This window comes from Brucella sp. 22210, from assembly GCF_052045675.1.
Classification (GTDB): domain Bacteria; phylum Pseudomonadota; class Alphaproteobacteria; order Rhizobiales; family Rhizobiaceae; genus Brucella.
In genome coordinates this window covers 40,675-60,823 of record NZ_JBQEPD010000021.1, presented here as the reverse complement: position 1 = coordinate 60,823, position 20,149 = coordinate 40,675, and the positions used below count along the sequence as shown (strand labels likewise).

Below are 20,149 nucleotides of genomic sequence, written 5' to 3'. Positions count from 1 at the left end.
AAAGCCAGTTGGGCCGCTTGCGAGCAGCAGCCGCAATGCGTCTGTATTGCCGGTGATTTATCGCCTTTTTGCCACAAGGCAAAGGGGACTTGTTGTCACGATCATGATAGCGGGGCTTTTTCCCGTAATTAAAGCGCAATAGAGCTTTGAGATTCCGCTGCTTGCTGTTAAATCGCGCGCATGAGCACACCACTTGACCATATTCGCAATTTTTCGATCGTCGCCCATATCGATCATGGCAAATCGACGCTGGCCGACCGCCTCATTCAATTGACTGGCGGTTTGGATACGCGCGAGATGAAGGATCAGGTTCTCGACTCGATGGATATCGAGCGCGAGCGCGGCATCACCATCAAGGCGCAGACCGTCCGTCTCACCTATAAGGCGAAGAACGGCGAAGATTATGTGCTGAACCTGATCGACACCCCCGGACATGTCGACTTCGCTTATGAAGTCTCGCGTTCGCTGGCGGCATGCGAAGGTTCGCTGCTCGTGGTGGATGCTTCCCAGGGCGTGGAAGCGCAGACGCTGGCCAATGTCTATCAGGCCATCGACAACAACCATGAAATCGTGGTCGTGCTGAACAAGATCGATCTGCCCGCTGCCGAGCCTGAGCGCGTCAAGCAGCAGATCGAGGAAGTCATTGGCATCGATGCGTCGCAGGCCGTGCATATTTCCGCCAAGACGGGCATTGGCATCGAAGACGTGCTGGAAGCCATCGTCACCCAGCTGCCCGCGCCGAAGGAAGGCGACCGCAATGCGCCGCTCAAGGCCATGCTGGTCGATAGCTGGTACGATTCCTATCTCGGCGTTATCGTTCTGGTGCGCGTCATCGACGGCGTGCTCAAGAAGGGCCAGACCATTCGCATGATGGGCACGGGCGCGAAATATCCGGTGGAACGCACTGGTGTGTTTACGCCGAAAATGGTTCAGATGGACGAACTCGGCCCGGGTGAGCTTGGCTTTATCACCGCTTCCATCAAGGAAGTGGCCGATACGCGCGTCGGCGATACGATCACCGATGATCGCCGCCCGACCGAAAAAATGCTGGCCGGCTTCAAGCCTGCGCAGCCGGTGGTGTTCTGCGGCCTGTTCCCGGTTGATGCAGCGGATTTTGAAGATCTGCGCGGCGCTATGGGCAAGCTGCGCCTCAACGACGCTTCGTTCTCGTTCGAAATGGAAACCTCGGCAGCGCTCGGTTTCGGCTTCCGTTGCGGCTTCCTCGGCTTGCTGCATCTGGAAATCATTCAGGAACGTCTTGAGCGCGAGTTCAATCTCGACCTCATCACGACGGCCCCTTCAGTTGTCTATCGCCTGAACATGATCGACGGCTCGCAGAAGGAACTGCACAACCCGGCTGATATGCCGGATGTGGTGAAGATCTCGGCCATTGAAGAGCCCTGGATCAAGGCGACCATCATGACGCCCGATGACTATCTCGGCGCGATCATGAAGCTGTGTCAGGATCGCCGCGGCATTCAGGTGGACCTCACCTATGTCGGCCCGCGCGCCATGATCACCTACGAACTGCCGCTCAACGAAGTGGTTTTCGATTTCTACGACCGCCTGAAGTCGATCTCGAAGGGCTATGCCTCGTTCGACTATAACCTCTCGGAATATCGTGAGGGCGATCTGGTCAAGATGTCGATCCTCGTGAACGAAGAGCCGGTCGATGCGCTGTCGATGCTGGTTCACCGAACGGCTGCGGAAAAGCGCGGCCGTGCGCTTTGCGAGAAGCTGAAAGAGCTGATCCCGCAGCACATGTTCAAGATTCCGATTCAGGCGGCTATCGGCGGCCGCATCGTGGCGCGCGAGACCATCTCGGCGCTGCGCAAGGACGTGACGGCGAAGTGCTACGGCGGCGACGTGACGCGTAAGCGCAAACTTCTGGAAAAGCAGAAGGAAGGCAAGAAGCGCATGCGTCAGTTCGGCAAGGTCGAAATCCCGCAAGAGGCCTTTATTCAGGCGCTCAAGATGGGCGATGATTGATATAATACGTTTAATTAATTTTGCTAGTTTATTTCAAGTAAAGAGGTGCTTTGCGTCTCCTTTCATATTTGGGCATGACGTAAGGTGGCCGAAAGATGTTTGAGTTTGGGAAGTTTTTGTTTGAATTTCTCTTGCAGGCTTGGCGAGGTTCGAAGGACGACAAGCTACGTTTGGAAAGAGAATCATGGCAGTGGCTGGAGCGACATTTTCCGTTCTTTGAAGAACAGGCGAAGCAGGTTTATATTGTAGTCCTGCACAATTCAGCAGAGAAAGTTCCTGAAGAATTCCCCAATGAGAGCTTTCCTTTTGTCGAAAAGTTAAGCAGATTTCCTGCAAGAGAAGACAATGCATTAAAACGAAATTATTGGCGGTTGGAGAAAAAAGACCGCCAAAAAGTGTGGGCGATCTCAAAGAGCTATATTGAGAAGTGGGATAGCTGCATGGGAAAATTTCCGAGTGGAACGCCTGAGCTTCCACATGATTTGGTGAAATTTGAGAAGGCTGGGCAAATATTACGTGTGGTTTGTAATAAGAGAGTATGATGGATCAGGTTGAAGCGCCAAGTCTCTCCATCACCTACTGCACCCAATGCAATTGGCTGTTGCGCGCTGCGTGGATGGCGCAGGAACTGTTGCAGACTTTCGGACAGGATCTGGCGGAGGTCGCATTGCGTCCGGGGACTGGCGGAATTTTTGAAATCCGTGTGCTGATGCCAGATGGCAACGAAGAGCTTATCTGGGAACGCAAGCGCGACGGCGGTTTTCCGGAAGCCAAGGTTCTCAAACAGCGGGTGCGCGATCTGGTCTGGCCGGAACGCGATCTCGGTCATTCAGATCGACCAGCGAAACCCTGAGAGGACAGCTCTGCTGTCCAGCCCCTTCTATCCCTCGACAAGTCCAGAGTAGGGGCCGGTAAGACTGGCATTTCCCGCGCGCGTCGATCCTTCGATGATCTCTGGAGGAGGTGCCGCTTGGAAACTTCTCAAATGTGGGAAACAGCGGCGCTTTAAGCTGACTGTAATCAGTCCTCATCCACCACGCGCAGGCGCATCTGGGTGGGCGCGCTTTCCGCTGGTCTTGGTTGCGGCCGGGGCGTTTCCTCGGCAGGCTTTTCGCCAAATTCCAGTGCTTCGATTTTCGCGCCGCGCCGGGTGACCTTGTTGGACGACACCAGAATATCGTCAATATCCTTGTTGGCCTGCACAAAGTGGGTTTGCAGCTTGCGCACGCGTTCGTCGAGGCGGCCCACATCTTCCATCAGACGGATTACTTCGCCCTGAATGACATGCGCCTGTTCGCGCATGCGGGCGTCTTTCAGGATCGCCTGAATGACCTGTATCGACAGCATCAGCAGCGATGGTGAAACGATCACAATCCGCGCCCGGTGCGCGCGCTGGATCAGCGCTTCGAAATGCTCGTGAATATCGGCAAAGATCGACTCCGAGGGCACGAACAGGAAAGCCGTGTCCTGCGTTTCGCCGGGGATCAGATATTTGTCCGAAACATCCTTGATATGGATTTCCATGTCGCGGCGGAACTGCACAACGGCAGCTTTGCGGGCGTCCGGATGCTCCTTCTCACGCATGGCGTTCCAAGCTTCGAGCGGAAACTTGGCGTCGATCACCAGCGAGGGCGCTTTGTTGGGCATGCGCACGAGGCAGTCGGGACGGGTGCCGTTGGACAGTGTTGCCTGAAATTCATAAGCGCCTTGTGGCAAACCGTCGGCAATGATCGCTTCCATACGTGACTGGCCGAAAGCGCCGCGCGTCTGCTTGTTGGCGAGGATCGCCTGCAACTGCACCACCTGTCCGGCGAGCGACTGGATATTGTTCTGTGCCGTGTCGATGACGGCCAGACGCTCCTGCAATTTGGCAAGATTTTCATGGGTCGAGCGGGTCTGCTCGGTCATGGTCTGGCCTATGCGATGCGTCATGCCGTCGAGCCGTTCGCGGATCGACTGGTTCAACTCTGCCTGTCGTGAGCCGAAAACCTCCGCCATGGTCTGCATGCGGCCCTGCATCTCTGCCTGTGCTTTCAGGATTTCCGCCATGCGATATTCGGCGTCGCGAGCGCGATCTTCGGCCTGTGCTTCGGCAACGGCGCGCAGGCGCGCAGAGCGCGTTGCGGCGATCAGGAAAATGACGAGGCAAAGCACCACCACCACAATGCCAGCCAGAAGAATATCTCCCAGCGTGAGCGATGTGGCGCCGAGCTGCAAAAGCGGCTCATTCAAGAGGTTCTGGTTTTCCATGCGACAAGCTTAGCTGATTCGTAAGGCCTTGATGAGATCAAAACAAGAACATTTTGCAAAGCGCAATTGACGATTCTGTCACAAGCGATTACGTGAAGCGCATGTCAGTAAAACCGCTTGTCATCCTTCCCGATCCTGTCTTGCGCCTGGTTTCCAAGCCAGTGGAGCGCTTTGACGATCAGCTGCGCAAATTTGCCGGCGACATGTTCGACACCATGTATGACGCGCCGGGCATTGGCCTCGCCGCCATTCAGGTTGGCGAGCCGATCCGCATGCTCGTCATCGACCTTGCCAAGGAAGGCGAGGAAAAAGCGCCGCATGTCTTCATCAATCCCGAGATCGTCGGCGTGACGGATGAAGTCAGCACCTATGAAGAAGGTTGTCTGTCCATTCCGGATTATTATGCGGAAGTGGAACGGCCAGCTGCCATTCAGGTCAAATATTTCGATGCCGATGGCAAGCCGCACGCAATGGAAGCCGATGGCCTGATGGCCACCTGCCTGCAGCACGAGATCGATCATCTCAACGGTGTGCTCTTCATCGATCATATTTCCAAGCTGAAGCGCGATATGGTCATCAAGAAGTTCAAGAAGCTCGCCAGCCAGCGGGCGTCGAAAAAGGCTCTTTAGATGCGTATTGTCTTCATGGGCACGCCGGATTTTTCCGTGCCGATCCTGACCGCCATTATCGGGCAGGGCTATGATGTGGTGGCCGTCTATTCGCAGCCGCCGCGTCCGGCAGGGCGCAGAGGGCTGGAACTGACCAAGTCGCCTGTCCATGAAAAGGCCGAGCAGTTCGGTATTCCCGTCTTCACGCCGAAGAGCCTCAAGGGTGCGGAAGAGCAGGAAGTTTTTGCGAGCCTCGAGGCCGATGTCGCCATCGTCGTCGCCTATGGTTTGCTTCTGCCCAAGGCCATCCTCGATGCGCCGCGGCTTGGCTGTTATAATGGCCATGCCTCACTTCTGCCGCGCTGGCGCGGTGCCGCGCCTATCCAGCGGGCTATCATGTCGGGCGATAGCGAAACCGGCATGATGATCATGAAGATGGACGAGGGGCTTGATACAGGTCCGGTCGCCATGGCTGAAAAAGTAGCGATCACGCCGGATATGACGGCGGGCGAATTGCATGATCGCCTGAGCATGATCGGCGCCGACCTGATGGTACGGGCGCTGGGCGCGCTTGAGCGCGAAAGCCTGACATTGCAGCCGCAGGCCGAAGAGGGCGTCACCTATGCCGCCAAGATCGACAAGGCCGAAGCACGCATTGACTGGTCGAAGCCTGCCCGTGATGTGCACAATGTCATTCGGGGCCTTGCGCCTTTTCCGGGTTCATGGTGCGAGATGGAAATCAATGGCGCTGTCGAGCGTGTGAAACTTCAGCGGTCGACGTTGGGCGAAGGCTCCGGTGCGGCGGGTGCCGTGCTGGACGACCGGCTGACGGTTGCCTGCGGCGAGGGTGCTGTGCGGCTCGTCACCTTGCAGCGTTCGGGCGGCAAGTCATTGCCTGCGCAGGAATTTCTGCGCGGCGCGACGGTTACGAAGGTTTTGTAGGCCCGTGCCGCGCTACAGGCTTCTGGTCGAATATGACGGCACCCCCTATGCGGGCTGGCAGCGTCAGGAAAACGGCCACACCGTGCAGGGCGCTATCGAGCAGGCGTTCAAGAAATTCTGCGGCGAGGATCTGGCGCTAAGCGCGGCGGGCCGCACCGATGCAGGCGTGCACGCGACGGCGCAGGTTGCGCATGTCGATCTGACCAAGGATTGGGGTGCGGGCAAAGTGCGCGATGCGGTCAACGCGCATCTGGTCATGGCCAATGAGCGCGTGAGCATCCTTAACGTCGAGAAGACCACCGACAGTTTCGATGCGCGTTTTTCCGCGCAGGGACGACATTATCTCTATCGCTTTCACAATCGCCGTGCGCCGCTGGCCGTCGATTATCGGCGCGCATGGTGGGTGCAAAAGCGCCTTGATCATGAGGCGATGCACGAAGCGGCGCAACTGCTTCTGGGCGAGCACGATTTCACGACCTTTCGCGCCACGCAGTGCCAGGCCAAAAGCCCGGTCAAGACGCTCGACCGGCTCGATATCACGCGGGATGGCGAGATCATCGAAATGCGGGTTTCGGCGCGCTCTTTCCTGCACAATCAGGTGCGCTCCTTTGCAGGCAGCCTGATGGAAGTGGGCGTCGGTCGCTGGACGGCGGATGATTTGCAGGCAGCGCTTGAAGCACGCGACCGCAAGGCGTGCGGTCAGGTTGCGCCGCCTTACGGTCTTTATCTGATCGGCGTCGATTACGCTTTTCCGTTTTAATAAGCGTGCGGGTCGAAGCCGATGCCGAATATCTGCTGAAGCAGCACGGTGAGGAAAAGCGAGCCGAAGAAGACGCAGGCGAAGAACGGTGCCGCGAAAGCGTGGGGGCGTTGCAGCGCCACAAAGGTCAGCCGATAACTCAGCACAATTGAAGCGCCGAACATGATGAACGCGAAAAGCGTCGCGACATCGAAGCGTCCCGGAAAGAACAGCTGTAGCAGAGTGATCGGGGCAAAGACCCAGGCCAGAAGCGCACTGCCCCAATTGGTGGCGATCACATAGGCTGCATAGCGTTTGACGATGCCGATCCGTTTGGCCAGCATGCCGATGAGGGCAAGCGGCACCACCCATGCTGCAATATCGACGAAGGCCGCCCTCGTGACGATGGCAAAGCGGATGCCCGCTTCCTCGCGCCCGGCGGTAAGATCGGCGGCATAGGCCACCCAGCTGGCAAAAAGCGGTGGCAGAGCCACCGCTATCGCGAAAAAGGAAGACCAGAAACCTTCGGCGGATATGTCGAGATAATCGAGACCGTCGCGGCGACCGAGCATCATTTTCCAGACACCCAGGAAATATCGGTAAATATCGTCCAGGCTCGGCATGGGCTCCCCAATGTTTCGCATTATCCAGTCCGAAAAGTCATGCAGCTTTCCGGGCCTATGCGTTACCCAAAGAAATCAGCGATGAAACGCTCATAAATCTGTGTCAGCCCTTCGAGGTCGGCAAGGGCCACGCGTTCATCGACCATGTGCATGGTCTGGCCCACAAGGCCGAATTCCACCACCGGGCAATAATCCTTGATGAAACGCGCATCCGACGTGCCACCGGAGGTCGACAGCTCTGGCCGCTTGCCGGTCACCGCCTCGACAGAGGCCGTCAGCGTGCCAATCAGTTTCTCGTCGCGGGTCAGGAAGACATGGCTTGGGCTTTCGCGCCACGTCAGCTCATAGCTGATCGGCGTTTCGCGGCCGGGGCGCAGGCGATTGTCGCGGGCGGCCTTTTCGAGGCGCGCGCGGATTTCGGCTTGCAGGCTTTCCGCCGTCCATGTGTCGTTGAAGCGAATATTGAACGAGGCCGTGGCCTTGTTCGGGATGACATTGGTGGCCTTGTTGCCTACGTCGATGGTGGTGACTTCCAGATTGCTGGCCTGAAAATCGGCAGTGCCCTGATCGAACGCCGGGTAAAGCAGGCTGTCCACCAGCGTGGTGATGCCGCGCACCGGATTTTCCGCCAGATGCGGATAGGCCGCATGACCCTGCACACCGTGAACGGTGATCGTGCCGGAAAGCGAGCCACGACGACCAATCTTGATCATGTCGCCAAGCGCGTTGGGATTGGTCGGCTCACCGACAATCGAAGCGTCCCAGCTTTCGCCGCGCTGCTTTGCCCAGTCGAGCAGTTTTACAGTGCCGTTGACCGCAGGGCCTTCTTCGTCGCCGGTGATGAGGAAAGAGACGCTGCCCTTCAGGCTGCCATGCTTTTCTACATGGCGGGCCACAGCGGCGACAAAACAGGCGACGCCGCCCTTCATGTCCACAGCGCCGCGTCCATACATGACGCCGTCTTCGATGGCGGCGGAGAAGGGCGGGTGCTTCCAGTCGTTTTCATCGCCGGGCGGGACGACATCCGTATGGCCGGCAAACATCAGATGCGGTCCGTTGCCGGATTTGCGGGCATAGAGGTTTTCGATGTCAGGCGTGCCGTCTTCGCTGAAGACGGGCCGTTCAACGGAAAAGCCCATGGGTTTCAGCATCGCTTCCAGTGCCGTCAGCGCGCCGCCTTCGGCGGGCGTTACGGATGGGCAGCGGATGAGGGCGGCAAGATTTTCGGCGGGATTGACTGCTAGGCTCATGATGTCGGCTTCTTACTCAAGAATCGTCTGGAGAGTGAGACTAGATCGGGATGCGTCCGGATGGAACCACAAACCGTTGGTCGTAACCATGCCTGAAAATTCAGTCTTCATGCGCTTTTCCAAACTGGTTGCAATTTGAGAACGAAATTTTCTTGACCGGAGGGCCTCTGTCATCGTTAGTTAAAAAAGAGTTGATAACGAGACCCGGGAAACGGGCCGGTCAGCGGGAACCTTTCTTGAATAATGGGAAACTGTGCATGCGTTTAATCACCACAACTGTAGCAGGCATGATGGCGCTCTTCGGAGCAACGATGGTTCCAGCAAAGGCTGCACAGTGGAGTGAAGCGGGCGGACTGACAAGCATCCCTTACGGACACAAGGACTATTGCGGACGCAATCCTCGCGATTGCCGTGGCCATAGCGTGTTGCCGCCGATGCAGCTCACTCCACAGCGCATGAAGCTCCTGCAGAGCGTAAGCAGCTCCGTCAATCACCGTATCAAGCCCGTTTCCGATCAGGATAATTACGGCAAGCGCGATTACTGGACCATTCCGGTCAACGGCAAGGGCGATTGCGAGGATTACGTTCTGATGAAGCGTGCGCAGTTGATGGCGCGCGGCATGAGTGCGTCGCAACTTCTCATCACCATGGTGCAGGGCAGTGAGGCGCATATTGTGCTCACCGCCCGTACTGATCACGGCGATTATATTCTCGACAACCTGCGCGATGATGTGCTGCCGGTGGAAAAGACGTCCTATCGTTATATCAAGATGCAGTCGCCAGCCAATTCCGGCCAGTGGGTTTCCATTGCCGGTCGTTCGGTTGCCGTCGCGAATAACTGATAGCGAGCCGAGGGGGCGTTCCCCAAATCTGTCTTCTGAAAAGCCGCATCCTTGATGCGGCTTTTTTGTTGCGCTGGCTTTGCCGGTCTTGAAGCGGATAGCGGACAATGCCGTCATTGTTCACGTTTATTATACAATAACCCTAGACAGACTGTTCAGGTTTGCTGAACAAATTAACGGCTGTAATACATACGTGATCATCTTTAGAGCGGTATAATTATTTTTTTATTTACATTTTTCGTGTCGTTAGCAACGATCTGATCAACGAACACGCACAAAGCTGTGATCCAGACAACATTTTCGTGACTGGAACTTTTCACCACTGTCACCCATTTCAGATGCATGGGAACGACGAATTGATACGTCGCTCCGTTTTATTAGGAGATTGAAATAATGAAGAAGCTTGTTCTTGCCGCTGCTGCCCTTGCTTTGACTGCTGGTGCCGCTTTCGCTGAAAACCCACGCGTTGGTGAACCTGAAAATCTCTATGCAAACGACCGTACCCCGGTTGCATCGCAATCCGTTGACTACACGGCGCCTGCAGCGATCAGCACTCCGGTTTACCGCGATGGCTCGGCCAATCGTTTTGGCGATGCCAATCAGGGCTAATGGCCTTCTGCATAGCATGCCATCCCGAAGGTGTTGTCGGATCGGGTCTTGAAGATCTGCCGGATGCCGGAGGGGAAAGCCGCAAAGGCTTATTAAGTTCAACCTCGAAGTCCCTGATGCCTGAAAAAGGCTTGAACGGCCAGATGCCGCGGAAGGGGACAGGATGCAAAGGAATACGAAAATGAAAAAGTTCGCTCTTGCTGCCCTTGCAGTCGCTCTTAGTGCCGGTGCTGCCTATGCTGAAAATCCTTATGTGGGCATGCCTGAATCTCAGGTCGCTCAGGAAAAGGCTTTCCAGCAACCCAATTCCGGCCCGATCTTCAGCACGAAGGGCAATGTCGATTACACCGCAACTGCGACCATTCGTCAGTCGACCCCGGTTTATCAGGATGGTTCGGCCCATCGCTTCGGCGATGCCTCGCCTTCCAGCTTTGAGAACTAAGAGTTCGATAGCATAGAATCTCCCCGGAGGATGGCTGCGAAGTCTCCCCGGACACATGCCCGGACCAGAGGCTTCGTGCCATCCGAAGGGAGCGATTGATTCAAGGATCGATCGCATCAAGCGGTCCATAAATGAAAAAGGCGAAGCTCGTGCTTCGCCTTTTTGTTGCCTGTCAGCGTTGCAAGGCGTCAGTCGCGGAGCAATTCGTTGATCGAGGTCTTCGAGCGGGTCTTTTCATCGACGCGCTTGACGATCACGGCGCAATAGAGGCTCGGGCCCCAGTTTTCGCCGGGTACGTTCTTGCCGGGCATGGTGCCTGCAACGACCACCGAGTAGGGCGGAACTTCACCATAGAACACTTCGCCGGTGGCGCGGTCGACGATCTTGGTCGACTTGCCGATGAACACGCCCATGCCAAGCACCGAACCTTCACGCACGATGCAGCCTTCGACGACTTCCGAACGCGCGCCGATGAAGCAATTGTCTTCGATGATGGTCGGACCGGCCTGCATCGGTTCCAGAACGCCGCCAATACCGACGCCGCCGGACAAATGCACATGCTTGCCGATCTGTGCGCAGGAGCCGACGGTGGCCCAGGTGTCAACCATGGTGCCTTCATCGACATAAGCGCCGAGATTGACGAAAGACGGCATCAGGATAGCATTTGGTGCGATATAGGCCGAATGGCGCACGACGCAGTTCGGCACGGCGCGGAAGCCGGCCTTTTCGAACTCATTGGCAGTCCAGCCGTCGAACTTGGATGGCACCTTGTCCCACCAGGAGGACTGGCCGGGGCCGCCCTTGATGACTTCCATCGGGTTGAGACGGAAGGAGAGCAGCACGGCTTTCTTCAGCCATTGATTGACTTGCCAGTTGCCGTCCGCCTGTTTTTCTGCGACACGGGCCTCACCGCGATCGAGCAGGATAAGCGACTGTTCAACGGCATCGCGGATCTCGCCGCGGGTTGCCGTATTGACACCGTCGCGCTCGTCAAAAGCCTTGTCGATGGTCTTCTCAAGGGAGGCGAGGTCTGGCTTGGTCATGGGGTGCAGTCTCCGTGAATGGGCAGCGGATGGCAGACCGGGCGCTTGGTCCGGCCGATTGTCATGAAAGTGATTAAGCGAAGGCGCCAAATGGGTCAATGTAGATCGCGGCGCAATTGCATTCTCTTGGCCCATTCTCGAACAATGTTCGACATGTTTGAGACAGATTAAGCATTTAGCGCCAGAATGGATTTGGTAACAGGTTGTAAGGAGCAGGTGAGAAGCATGAACCCGATGGAGAAGTCCGGCTGGACGCCGTTCCCGAATTCCGAGGAAGCGATCAAGCAGGCGAAAACTGTACCGCAAACACCCCAGACGGAAGCGCCTGCTTATCGCCTTGCCTTTACGGATGACGATTTTCTGACGCGTCGCGACCTGCGCCCTGTGCGCCTGCAACTCGAACTTCTCAAGCCGGAGCTGATCCTTGCCGACCGCGGTATTAAATCGACGGTGGTGATGTTTGGTGGCGCGCGCATTCCAGAGCCGGGCGGCGAGGCATGGGCGGCCAAGAACGAGGTGCAGAAAAAGAACCTCGAAGCCAATTCACATTATTACGAGGAAGCGCGCAAATTTGCCCGCCTGTGCTCGGAATATTCCGCCACGACCTATTATCGCGAATTCATCGTGGTGACGGGCGGTGGTCCGGGCGTGATGGAAGCGGGCAATCGTGGTGCGGCGGATGTCGGTGCGCCAACCATCGGCCTCAACATCGTGCTGCCGCACGAGCAGGCGCCGAACCCCTATGTGACGCCGGAGCTCTGCTTCAACTTCCATTATTTCGCGATCCGCAAAATGCACTTCCTGATGCGCGCCAAGGCGATCTGCGTGTTTCCAGGCGGCTTCGGCACGATGGATGAACTGTTTGAAGCAATGACGCTGATCCAGACCAACCGTATGGAACGGATGCCATTGATCCTGTTCGGCAAGGAATTCTGGACCAAGGCGATCAATATCGAGTTTCTGGCCGAGCAGGGCACAATTTCGCCTGCCGATATTGAGCTTCTGAACTTCGTCGAAACAGCAGACGAAGCCTGGGATCAGATCAAGGATTTTTATAAGCTTTAAGCTACTGTCTTAAAAGCGCGCTCCGAATTGAACCAAGACAAATTCGGTGGTTGTGGGAGAATCACCGTCGCGTTTGTCATATCATGTCATGTGGCCGTGGTACGGAAGTGTTAAAGTTGTTGAGCGCCTATAGCGGCGTTCAATAGTATATAGAGCTACGGAAAATGGGCTGGATATCCGTCCAGACATAAGCCCTTAGTATTTCAGATTTTAACGTATGTTATCATTGTTCTAGGCCTGCTCTGCAGGCCATATCCGTCAGTCTCAAATATAAATCCGTTGCCGAGGGTCGTCATGCTCTTATCAGACAACAAATTTTTATCGGATTGGCGGGCTTTGTTCATCGATATGTGTATTTGCGGTCATTCAGACCGGCAAGTGAAATATGCAACCGGGTTATTTTTTCTTCGATCTTCGACTGCATGGGGTGGAGGTGGGTTCATGAAGAATCAGATCATCTGTCGTTTGGCGGTTTGTGCGTAACGTCTGAACACAGTCCGACATGGTGTTTCCTTCGATTTTCTCTGTGACGATGATGCATAACTTGGCACTCTATCGGTCTCATCGACTATTCTTCCATTGATACATATAGCCTTCTTCCTCAAAGCAATTTGTTAGTGTTGTACTGCTTCGTGAGCAGGGTGTTCGCGCAGCGATGCTTGGCCGTGACGATGCAGCAAAAAATTTGGCGTTCTTTTAAACGTACGCAATTTGGGAGATTTTATCTTCGATTAGATACGGCTGGGTACAAGCGATAACGGTGCATCATTCTTATGATAAGCCGTATATGAATATTATAAGAATTAAACGATGTGATAAATTACTCCAGAAAATGGGATTAAAATAGATTGAAATACAATATATTCGAAATTAGTTTATAAAAAAGCAAATTTTATCGAAGTAATTATAATGTATATTAATGATATATTATAAAGGATGATTTATATAATGAGTATGAAAATAGTACTTCGAATTTTGCTTGGAACATCCGCTCTTTTCTGTTGTTCCAGCTTGGCGATGGCGGACGATTATGATGCGAGCACAGTGGCTGGCGGTTTTGATGGTGCTTTCGGTAGCACTGTACCGGTGGCCATGTCTGCCGATGGTTCTGTGATCGTAGGATACACGGGTGTGGGAGCGACCAATCACGCACTGTGGTGGGCTGCGGGCAGTATGGCTCCGATTACACTTGGAGATTTGGGATACGGGCACATTCAGATTAAGGCATTGTCCGCGAACGGAACTGTTGCTGTGGGGTCGGCCGCTGTAACGGCTGGTGCCAATGCGACACGTCCCGTAAAATGGATGGCTGGTTCGCCGAATGCGATTGAACTCGATATGGTTCCGGGAGATACGACTGCTGCTGCTTCCGCGGTTTCTCAAGACGGTTCAGTTATTATTGGGACTTCCACCGGCACTCCCACCAATCGCGGGGTGCAATGGGTGGGTGGATCCACGACCCCAATTGAGCTTGGCGCAGTGAGCCCCAATAATGCTACCGAGGCTATAGCTGTTTCCGATGACGGCAAAGTGATTGGCGGAAACGAAGAGATATTCGGAATTGGGCCGCATCCCACCCATGCCGTATCTTGGGTCAATGGTTCCACCACAGCGAACGATCTGCAGCCGCTGGGAGGAACGAGCTCGTATTTGAAAGCTGTATCAGCAAATGGCTCGGCTCTGGTGGGATGGGCGGAGGTCAGCGGTAATGTGAAGCATGCCGCGGCCTGGTTTGACGGAGTGACGCAAGCTATAGATCTGGGGGTGCTGGAAGCGGGGCAATTGAGTGTAGCGAATGCCGTGTCGGCGAACGGCAACCCAATTGTTGGCGATGCGTCGAAATCCGATGGGTATACCTATGCCGTATCGTGGGCGGATCGCGCGGAGACGCCCACGGCGCTGGCTTCGGTTACTGGGCTCAATGGGTCTTCAGCGGCCGCTGTTTCTGGAGATGGGGCCGTTATCGTGGGATATGCCGGCCAAGGTGCTGACACGCATGCGACCGCTTGGGTCGGAGGCGGAGCAACGTCGATTGATCTCGGCGTGCTGGGAATGGTCAACTCCAAAGCAACAGCAGTTTCTCGGGATGGAAAGGTGATATTGGGGACGACATATTCGGATACAGTTCAAACTGACCTTCAAAGTCACCTGGCTTTGTGGAAGTTGATTACACCGACGCCGCCAGATCCTGACCCCGATCCAAATCCCCAGCCGACGCCGCCAAATCCCGATCCGACCCCGACGCCTACTCCAGTTGTTGTGCCTCTCGATGTAACGAACACGGTGCAGACGGTGGCAGCGCTCGCACACGACACCTTCTCTGTCATGGAATCGCAGCGCGCGACGCTCGGTCGTCTGCAAACGTCCTGCGATGTCTGGAAAGCGGGCGAGAGCTGCTATTCGATCTCAACCGATATCGGCAAAGCGGGCAATTCCAAGGATATGCTCGGCTGGATGACGCTCGGTCATGCCTTTACCGATAATTTCTCGGCAGGTTTTTCCGTTGCACACTCCCTGTGGCGTGATCTTCCGGGCGATTTCGACCACGAGGATAACAATCTCGGCGGTGGTCTTTATGCCCGCTGGAGAGATCAGACGGCCAATGGCAGCTGGTACGTGCAGGGTTCTGCTGCGATCAACCGCTATGATGTCAAGCGGACGCGACGGGTTCTGGGTTATACAGAGCCAGGCACGGGTGACAGCACCATCAATGGTTGGGGCGTACAGCTGGAAGCGGGGCAATCCTTCGATCTCGCCAATCAGTCAACTGTCGGCTATTACGGCGGCATTCGTTATGACGATCTGAAGATGGACGGTTATACGGAAACCAATGCCTATTTCCCGTTCACCTATTCGGATGTGAAATCGCAGCGCACAACCGCCTATCTCGGCGCCAATTACGGCATGGCGCTGACCGACAAGGTGCGCTGGTCTGTCAATGCGGAGATCGAGCAGGACCTTTCGCATAAGGATCCAAGCGTCACCGCGAGTGCCGATTATATCGGTTCCTATAAATTCGACTCGGATGCGGCACACACCCGCGGCAGCCTGTCGACCACGGTTTCCTATGCGTTCAGCGATGCCGTCAGCATTGGCGTGACGCCTTACGTGAACCGCAAGGTCAACAAGGATACCGGTTTTGGCGCTATGATCGGTCTTTCCGGCAAGTTCTAGGGCTTTGTCACGAAAGGCGAATGGCTTCGGATAGACACTGGTGCGCCAATGCCGATGACCGTTCGGCATCGGTGTTCTGGTCAGCGGGAGCCGTTCTCATCAGAATAGACGGGCGGGAGAGGGCAACCTCTTCCGCCCGTGTTATTTGGTATGCATCCAAAGCGATATGGGCGGCTTTGGGAGAGAGGCTCGGAAGAGCAGATGTTTGGGCGCAGCTTTGGTTCGGCGGATCAATAATGCTCTTTGAAATAAAGTACCTTTATATGCATGCATTATTTAAAAGTAATTATAAATATAAATAATGTGTTCTAATATGGAACAATTGATATTGCCGTAGTTGAAATTGAATATATGATAAATTCACATGTTTGTGTGAGGGTATCATGTATTCGTTTTATTTATATAACAAATATACTCTCGTATTTTCTCGCATTGTTAATTAAGAGGTCGCTATGAAAGCGATTCTCAAGATTATTCCCGGGTTTCTGTTCGGGATAACGGCTGCTTTTTGTCATGCCTATGCAGCTGAAGGGGAACGGTCCGGTCCGTCTCTGGATTTCGGTGCGCTTGCCGGTGACGCCATCGCGACGGCCGTGTCAGCTGACGGGTCCGTCATAGCGGGGAAGGCCTATACGGCCGGCGGCGGATTATCGGCAGTTTTCTGGACCGGAGGAAACGCTACGCCGACAGTTCTGTCGGTGTCGGGCGGCGGCAGCGCCGTGGTCAATGCCGTGTCGGCGGATGGCATATTCATCGTCGGTCAGGCGACAATTGGTACCCAGCAGCATGCCGTGTCATGGGCGAGTGGCGCGACGCTGGCGACCGATCTTGGCACGCTGGGTGGGAGTTTTTCCGACGCCGTTGCCTCGTCCGCCGATGGCAGTGTGATTGTCGGGAATTCCACCACATCCGGTGGCAAGAACCGAGCGGTGAAGTGGACGGATGGTGCTACGTCGCCCACCGATCTTGGGACGCTTAACGGCAACACGTCTTATGCCAAGGCAGTTTCCGCCGATGGAACCGTGATTGTCGGTTACGCGGAATCTGGGTCCAACGCCAATCACGCGGTTTCCTGGACGAATGGCACGCTGACACCGGTGGATCTGGGCACACTTGGCGGCTCAAATTCCGCAGCTAATGTCGTATCTGCCAATGGGCGTGTTATTGCGGGACAGTCGGAAACCAGCGGTGGCGAAATCCATGCCGCATCGTGGATCGACGGCGCATCATCGCCGGTCGATCTTGGCACGCTTGGCGGATTCTATTCCGATGTTTTCTCGCTGTCGGCGGACGGCTCCGTTCTCGCTGGCATATCTTATACGGAGCTTGGCGAAACCCACGCCGTCTCGTGGAGGGCCGGCGCAACGACGCCGACCGATCTCGGCACACTTGGCGGTTATTATTCCGACGTCGCATCCATCTCCGCCGATGGTTCCATCATTGCAGGCTCGTCGTCGGGAACAGACGGCAATCTGCACGCAGTTTACTGGGCGAATGGCGCAACCGTGCCCTCTGATCTTGGAACGCTTGGCGGCATGTCGTCGACGGCCATGGCCATGTCGGCAGATGGCACTGTCATTGTGGGAACCTCGACGCTGTCATCCGGCGCTTCGCACGCCGCAGTCTGGAAGCTGTTGATTTCGTCTCCGCCAGTTTCGACACCGCAACCTGCTCCAGATCCTGACCCGGGACAGACGGAGACGCCGCCAGTTGTCGAAACTCCTGCACCGGAGCCCGGTTCTGGCGGAACAGAGCAGCAGACATCTGGGTCTGGAGCAGAGGCGGGGGCTCAATCAGGGTCGTCTTCCGGTGAGGAAGCTTCGCAACCTTCGGCAGCGGGTGAAGGCTCGGCATCGTCGGTTGCCGAAACGTCCACAACAGAGACTGGTACGGGGGGAACCGAACAGCAACCAGCCGGGTCTGAAACGGGGTCTGGCGCTCAATCAGAATCGTCTTCCGGTGCGCAATCTTCCGAAACAACGCAAACAGGCGCCGGATCGACCCAGTCTGTAAAATCGGTCGGTGTCGATGTGACCAATACGGCGAAGACTGTCGCTGCTTTGGCTGGAGACACATTCTCGGTGATGGAATCGCAGCGTGGAACATTGGGGCGCTTGCAGCGCTCGTGTGATGTCGCGAAGGCGGGTGAGAGCTGCTACTCGCTTTCAGCAGACATAGGGCGCGCGGGCGGGACAACCGATGCGCTTGGCTGGATTTCCATGGCGCACGCTTTCACTGATAATTTTCTGGCAGGCATCACCGTCGCGCATTCCTTCTGGCGTGACATGCCGGAAAGTTTCGATCGGGATAATGACAATATTGGCGGCGGTTTCTATGCCCGCTGGCGCGCGCCGACGGCAACGGGTCACTGGTATCTGCAAGGTTCGGTCGCTGCGAATCGCTACGATATCGAGCGGACGCGGCAGGTGCTGGATTATACAGAGGCGGGCACGGGCGAGAGCACAATCAGGGGCTGGGGTGCATCGCTGGAAGCAGGACGGTCGCACGATCTCTCCAACAATGCTGTCTTCGGCACTTATGCGGGGCTGCGCTACAGCGATCTGAAAATGGGTGGTTACACGGAAACCAACGCTTATTTTCCGTTCACCTATTCGGATGTGAAATCGCGGCGCTTGGGCGTCTATCTCGGGGCAAATTATGCCATGCCGTTGAGTGACCGGGTGCGCTGGCTGATCAATGCGGAGATCGAACAGGATATTTTGCATGATGATCCGAGCGTAACGGCGAGCGCCGAGTATATCGGCGCGCTCAGCTTCGATGCAGATGCAGCGCATACACGGGGCAGCCTTTCGACCACCTTGTCTTATGCGTTCAGCGAGGTCTTGAGTATTGGCGTCACGCCTTATCTGGCGCGCACCGTGAACAGGGATATGGCCTATGGTGCGGGCATCGACGTCACGGGCAGGTTTTGACCGAGCGTTGGAGGCTTATGCTTCTGCCTTTTCAGGAGTAAGCGATTGGGCGTCTTCCTCACCCTCATAGGGGCGAGGACGATGAACCAGCGTGACCAGCACAACGGAAATGATCATCAGGAGATACCATGAGCCGAGCTTGCCGAGTGAAACCGGCACCCAGCCATTATGCTGGTTGGGATAGAGCCAGGCCTTCGACCACGTGCCGATATTTTCTGCAAACCAGATGAAGAACGAGGTCAGCAGGAAGGCGACGAGCAGGGGCATTTTGTGCCGAAAGCGGAACACGCGATAATGCATGCTGGTGCGCCAGAACAAGGCGAATGTCAGTGCAAACAGCGGCCAGCGAATGTCCCAGATGAAATGATGGGCGAAGAAATTGACGTAGATCGCAGCTGCCAGCACCAGCGTTGTCCAGAGCGGCGGATAATGGTTCAGCCGGATATCGAAGATCCGGCTGATGCGTGCCATATAGGAGCCGACTGCCGCATACATGAAGCCTGAAAACAGCGGCACGCCGCCGATGCGGAAGAAGTTTTCTTCCGGATAGATCCAGGAACCGGCATGGGTCTTGAACACTTCCATGGCCGTGCCGACGACATGGAAAATCAGAATGACCTTGGCTTCTTCCCATGCCTCCAGCTTGAAGACCAGCATGGCAAGCTGGATAGCCAGCGCGGAAAGGAAGAGAAAATCATAGCGTGTGACGACATTGGCAACACCGCCAACACCGCTTTCCGGCCAAAACCAGCGGGTGAGGATGATGAGGCCGAGCATGGCGCCGCCAAACAGGCAGGCCCATGCCTGTTTCAGGCCGAAAACCAGAAATTCAATCAGTCCGTCAGTCAGGCGGTTCCGCGGCAGCCGGTCGAGGACACGGTGGGCCGCCGCATCGATAGACTGTTCGAGGCCAGTAAAATGCCTATCTGCCTGCAATGATCTGTTCCAGAAACTGGGTCAGATTATCCGTCACATAGTCCACCTGATCGGTAAATTCCGGATCGCTTTCCCAGATTTCCGAGAAGGTCGGCTCGAAATTATTCGGCACCACCAGAACGGTTTTCATGCCGAGCGCCTTGGGCACGACGAGGTTGCGCGCCAGATCCTCGAACATCACCGCCTTGCTGGCATCGACGCCGAAAGCGCCGAGAAAACGGTCATAGGTGACACGTTCCGGCTTTGGCATCAGCCCGGCAGCGACGATGTCGAAAATGTCGTCGAAATTATCCAGAATACCGAGCTGACGAGCCGCACGTTCGGCGTGACCGCGATCACCATTGGTGAAGATGAAGCGGCGGCCCGGCAGTGACTTGATCGCTTCGCCAAGCGCCGGATCGGGCTTCAGCCAGCTATAGTCAATATCGTGCACCTTTTGCAGAAAGTCGTCCGGATCGATCTGATGGCATTCCATCAGGCCTTTCAGCGTGGTGCCATAGTCGAGATAGAACTGCTTCTGGATGCGCCGGGCTTCCTCACGCGGCAATTGCAGCAGGTTTTCGACGTAGCTCGTCATCTTCACGTCGATCTGCGAAAACAGATTGGCGGCGTGGGGATAAAGCGTGTTGTCGAGGTCGAACACCCAGTCGGTGACGTGCTCAAAAGCTGGAGTGAAGGCCGAAGCGTTGGAACTATTGGTCATG

19 protein-coding genes are annotated in these 20,149 nt (G+C 55.8%); 13 read left to right on the top strand and 6 right to left on the bottom strand.

Going from position 1 to position 20,149, the window contains the following annotated elements; genetic code table 11:
• Nucleotides 1-180: 180 nt before the first annotated feature.
• The 3 genes from lepA (at nt 181) to ACTJKP_RS20180 (ending at nt 2,842) form a co-directional block, all read left to right on the top strand.
• A complete protein-coding gene (lepA, locus tag ACTJKP_RS20190; RefSeq protein WP_078339911.1) occupies nt 181-1,989 on the top strand; it encodes a translation elongation factor 4 in 1,809 nt (602 codons plus the stop codon).
• 95 nt (nt 1,990-2,084) lie between these two features.
• Nucleotides 2,085-2,531, top strand: coding sequence for a hypothetical protein (locus ACTJKP_RS20185; protein WP_440631927.1), 447 nt, complete (start codon nt 2,085-2,087; stop codon nt 2,529-2,531).
• Nucleotides 2,531-2,842: a SelT/SelW/SelH family protein gene (locus ACTJKP_RS20180; protein ID WP_440631926.1), complete on the top strand. Its 312-nt coding sequence runs from the start codon at nt 2,531-2,533 to the stop codon at nt 2,840-2,842. Before ACTJKP_RS20185 ends, ACTJKP_RS20180 begins: the two co-directional genes overlap by 1 nt.
• A gap of 167 nt (nt 2,843-3,009) precedes the next feature.
• Here the strand turns inward: ACTJKP_RS20180 and ACTJKP_RS20175 are convergent, their stop codons facing one another.
• Nucleotides 3,010-4,239: a DNA recombination protein RmuC gene (locus ACTJKP_RS20175; RefSeq protein ID WP_440631925.1), complete on the bottom strand. Its 1,230-nt coding sequence runs from the start codon at nt 4,237-4,239 to the stop codon at nt 3,010-3,012.
• A gap of 101 nt (nt 4,240-4,340) precedes the next feature.
• Between ACTJKP_RS20175 and def the strand changes: the two genes are divergently transcribed.
• Genes def through truA form a run of 3 tightly spaced genes read left to right on the top strand, consistent with a single transcriptional unit; the run spans nt 4,341 to nt 6,549 of the window.
• Nucleotides 4,341-4,868, top strand: coding sequence for a peptide deformylase (gene def / locus ACTJKP_RS20170; RefSeq protein ID WP_078339914.1), 528 nt, complete (start codon nt 4,341-4,343; stop codon nt 4,866-4,868).
• Nucleotides 4,869-5,789 carry a methionyl-tRNA formyltransferase gene (fmt, locus tag ACTJKP_RS20165; protein ID WP_440631924.1) on the top strand — a complete coding sequence of 307 codons (921 nt, stop codon included), beginning with the start codon at nt 4,869-4,871 and terminating at the stop codon, nt 5,787-5,789.
• 4 nt (nt 5,790-5,793) lie between these two features.
• Nucleotides 5,794-6,549, top strand: a complete 756-nt coding sequence (truA, locus tag ACTJKP_RS20160) for a tRNA pseudouridine(38-40) synthase TruA (protein WP_440631923.1) — start codon at nt 5,794-5,796, stop codon at nt 6,547-6,549.
• Here the strand turns inward: truA and ACTJKP_RS20155 are convergent.
• Nucleotides 6,546-7,151: a hypothetical protein gene (locus tag ACTJKP_RS20155; RefSeq protein ID WP_440631922.1), complete on the bottom strand. Its 606-nt coding sequence runs from the start codon at nt 7,149-7,151 to the stop codon at nt 6,546-6,548. The two genes, truA and ACTJKP_RS20155, sit on opposite strands and share 4 nt — an antisense overlap.
• A 62-nt stretch (nt 7,152-7,213) precedes the next feature.
• On the bottom strand, nt 7,214-8,401 hold the full coding sequence (gene dapE, locus ACTJKP_RS20150; protein ID WP_078339919.1) for a succinyl-diaminopimelate desuccinylase: 1,188 nt from the start codon (nt 8,399-8,401) through the stop codon (nt 7,214-7,216).
• 290 nt (nt 8,402-8,691) lie between these two features.
• On the opposite strand from dapE, the gene ACTJKP_RS20145 reads away from it, so the two are divergent.
• The 3 genes from ACTJKP_RS20145 to ACTJKP_RS20135 all read left to right on the top strand — a co-directional run bounded on the left by ACTJKP_RS20145 (nt 8,692) and on the right by ACTJKP_RS20135 (nt 10,294).
• Complete coding sequence (locus ACTJKP_RS20145) at nt 8,692-9,243, top strand: transglutaminase-like cysteine peptidase (RefSeq protein ID WP_113534811.1); 552 nt, start codon at nt 8,692-8,694, stop codon at nt 9,241-9,243.
• Nucleotides 9,244-9,636: 393 nt separating this feature from the next.
• Nucleotides 9,637-9,852, top strand: coding sequence for a hypothetical protein (locus ACTJKP_RS20140; RefSeq protein ID WP_440631921.1), 216 nt, complete (start codon nt 9,637-9,639; stop codon nt 9,850-9,852).
• Between the two features lie 181 nt (nt 9,853-10,033).
• Nucleotides 10,034-10,294 (top strand): hypothetical protein, encoded by a 261-nt coding sequence (locus tag ACTJKP_RS20135; protein ID WP_078339921.1) that lies wholly within the window; start codon nt 10,034-10,036, stop codon nt 10,292-10,294.
• A gap of 188 nt (nt 10,295-10,482) precedes the next feature.
• On the opposite strand, the gene dapD is transcribed toward ACTJKP_RS20135, so the two are convergent.
• Nucleotides 10,483-11,337 (bottom strand): 2,3,4,5-tetrahydropyridine-2,6-dicarboxylate N-succinyltransferase, encoded by an 855-nt coding sequence (gene dapD / locus ACTJKP_RS20130; RefSeq protein WP_078339922.1) that lies wholly within the window; start codon nt 11,335-11,337, stop codon nt 10,483-10,485.
• Between the two features lie 225 nt (nt 11,338-11,562).
• On the opposite strand from dapD, the gene ACTJKP_RS20125 reads away from it, so the two are divergent.
• The 4 genes from ACTJKP_RS20125 (at nt 11,563) to ACTJKP_RS20110 (ending at nt 18,509) form a co-directional block, all read left to right on the top strand.
• Nucleotides 11,563-12,402 carry an LOG family protein gene (locus ACTJKP_RS20125; protein ID WP_113534782.1) on the top strand — a complete coding sequence of 280 codons (840 nt, stop codon included), beginning with the start codon at nt 11,563-11,565 and terminating at the stop codon, nt 12,400-12,402.
• Nucleotides 12,403-13,419: 1,017 nt separating this feature from the next.
• Nucleotides 13,420-15,576, top strand: coding sequence for an autotransporter domain-containing protein (locus ACTJKP_RS20120; protein ID WP_440631920.1), 2,157 nt, complete (start codon nt 13,420-13,422; stop codon nt 15,574-15,576).
• Between the two features lie 20 nt (nt 15,577-15,596).
• A complete protein-coding gene (locus ACTJKP_RS20115; RefSeq protein WP_440631919.1) occupies nt 15,597-15,878 on the top strand; it encodes a hypothetical protein in 282 nt (93 codons plus the stop codon).
• Between the two features lie 150 nt (nt 15,879-16,028).
• Nucleotides 16,029-18,509 (top strand): autotransporter domain-containing protein, encoded by a 2,481-nt coding sequence (locus tag ACTJKP_RS20110; protein WP_440631918.1) that lies wholly within the window; start codon nt 16,029-16,031, stop codon nt 18,507-18,509.
• A gap of 15 nt (nt 18,510-18,524) precedes the next feature.
• Here ACTJKP_RS20110 and ACTJKP_RS20105 read toward each other — a convergent pair whose 3' ends face one another.
• On the bottom strand, nt 18,525-19,445 hold the full coding sequence (locus ACTJKP_RS20105; RefSeq protein WP_440631917.1) for a DUF817 domain-containing protein: 921 nt from the start codon (nt 19,443-19,445) through the stop codon (nt 18,525-18,527).
• A complete protein-coding gene (locus ACTJKP_RS20100) occupies nt 19,432-20,148 on the bottom strand; it encodes a pyrimidine 5'-nucleotidase (protein WP_078339927.1) in 717 nt (238 codons plus the stop codon). The genes ACTJKP_RS20105 and ACTJKP_RS20100 overlap by 14 nt, the downstream gene beginning before the upstream one ends.
• Nucleotide 20,149: the final 1 nt, after the last annotated feature.

Bases quoted from the DNA above. Each gene is read 5' to 3' on its own strand.
- ACTJKP_RS20115 (WP_440631919.1), top strand. From the start codon at position 15,597: ATGGCTTCGGATAGACACTGGTGCGCCAATGCCGATGACCGTTCGGCA.
- ACTJKP_RS20100 (WP_078339927.1), bottom strand. From the start codon at position 20,148: ATGACCAATAGTTCCAACGCTTCGGCCTTCACTCCAGCTTTTGAGCAC.
- ACTJKP_RS20110 (WP_440631918.1), top strand. From the start codon at position 16,029: ATGAAAGCGATTCTCAAGATTATTCCCGGGTTTCTGTTCGGGATAACG.
- ACTJKP_RS20145 (WP_113534811.1), top strand. From the start codon at position 8,692: ATGGCGCTCTTCGGAGCAACGATGGTTCCAGCAAAGGCTGCACAGTGG.
- ACTJKP_RS20135 (WP_078339921.1), top strand. From the start codon at position 10,034: ATGAAAAAGTTCGCTCTTGCTGCCCTTGCAGTCGCTCTTAGTGCCGGT.
- fmt (WP_440631924.1), top strand. From the start codon at position 4,869: ATGCGTATTGTCTTCATGGGCACGCCGGATTTTTCCGTGCCGATCCTG.
- ACTJKP_RS20180 (WP_440631926.1), top strand. From the start codon at position 2,531: ATGGATCAGGTTGAAGCGCCAAGTCTCTCCATCACCTACTGCACCCAA.
- ACTJKP_RS20185 (WP_440631927.1), top strand. From the start codon at position 2,085: ATGTTTGAGTTTGGGAAGTTTTTGTTTGAATTTCTCTTGCAGGCTTGG.
- dapD (WP_078339922.1), bottom strand. From the start codon at position 11,337: ATGACCAAGCCAGACCTCGCCTCCCTTGAGAAGACCATCGACAAGGCT.
- def (WP_078339914.1), top strand. From the start codon at position 4,341: ATGTCAGTAAAACCGCTTGTCATCCTTCCCGATCCTGTCTTGCGCCTG.
- lepA (WP_078339911.1), top strand. From the start codon at position 181: ATGAGCACACCACTTGACCATATTCGCAATTTTTCGATCGTCGCCCAT.
- ACTJKP_RS20140 (WP_440631921.1), top strand. From the start codon at position 9,637: ATGAAGAAGCTTGTTCTTGCCGCTGCTGCCCTTGCTTTGACTGCTGGT.
- ACTJKP_RS20120 (WP_440631920.1), top strand. From the start codon at position 13,420: ATGGCGGACGATTATGATGCGAGCACAGTGGCTGGCGGTTTTGATGGT.
- ACTJKP_RS20155 (WP_440631922.1), bottom strand. From the start codon at position 7,151: ATGCCGAGCCTGGACGATATTTACCGATATTTCCTGGGTGTCTGGAAA.
- ACTJKP_RS20175 (WP_440631925.1), bottom strand. From the start codon at position 4,239: ATGGAAAACCAGAACCTCTTGAATGAGCCGCTTTTGCAGCTCGGCGCC.
- ACTJKP_RS20125 (WP_113534782.1), top strand. From the start codon at position 11,563: ATGAACCCGATGGAGAAGTCCGGCTGGACGCCGTTCCCGAATTCCGAG.
- dapE (WP_078339919.1), bottom strand. From the start codon at position 8,401: ATGAGCCTAGCAGTCAATCCCGCCGAAAATCTTGCCGCCCTCATCCGC.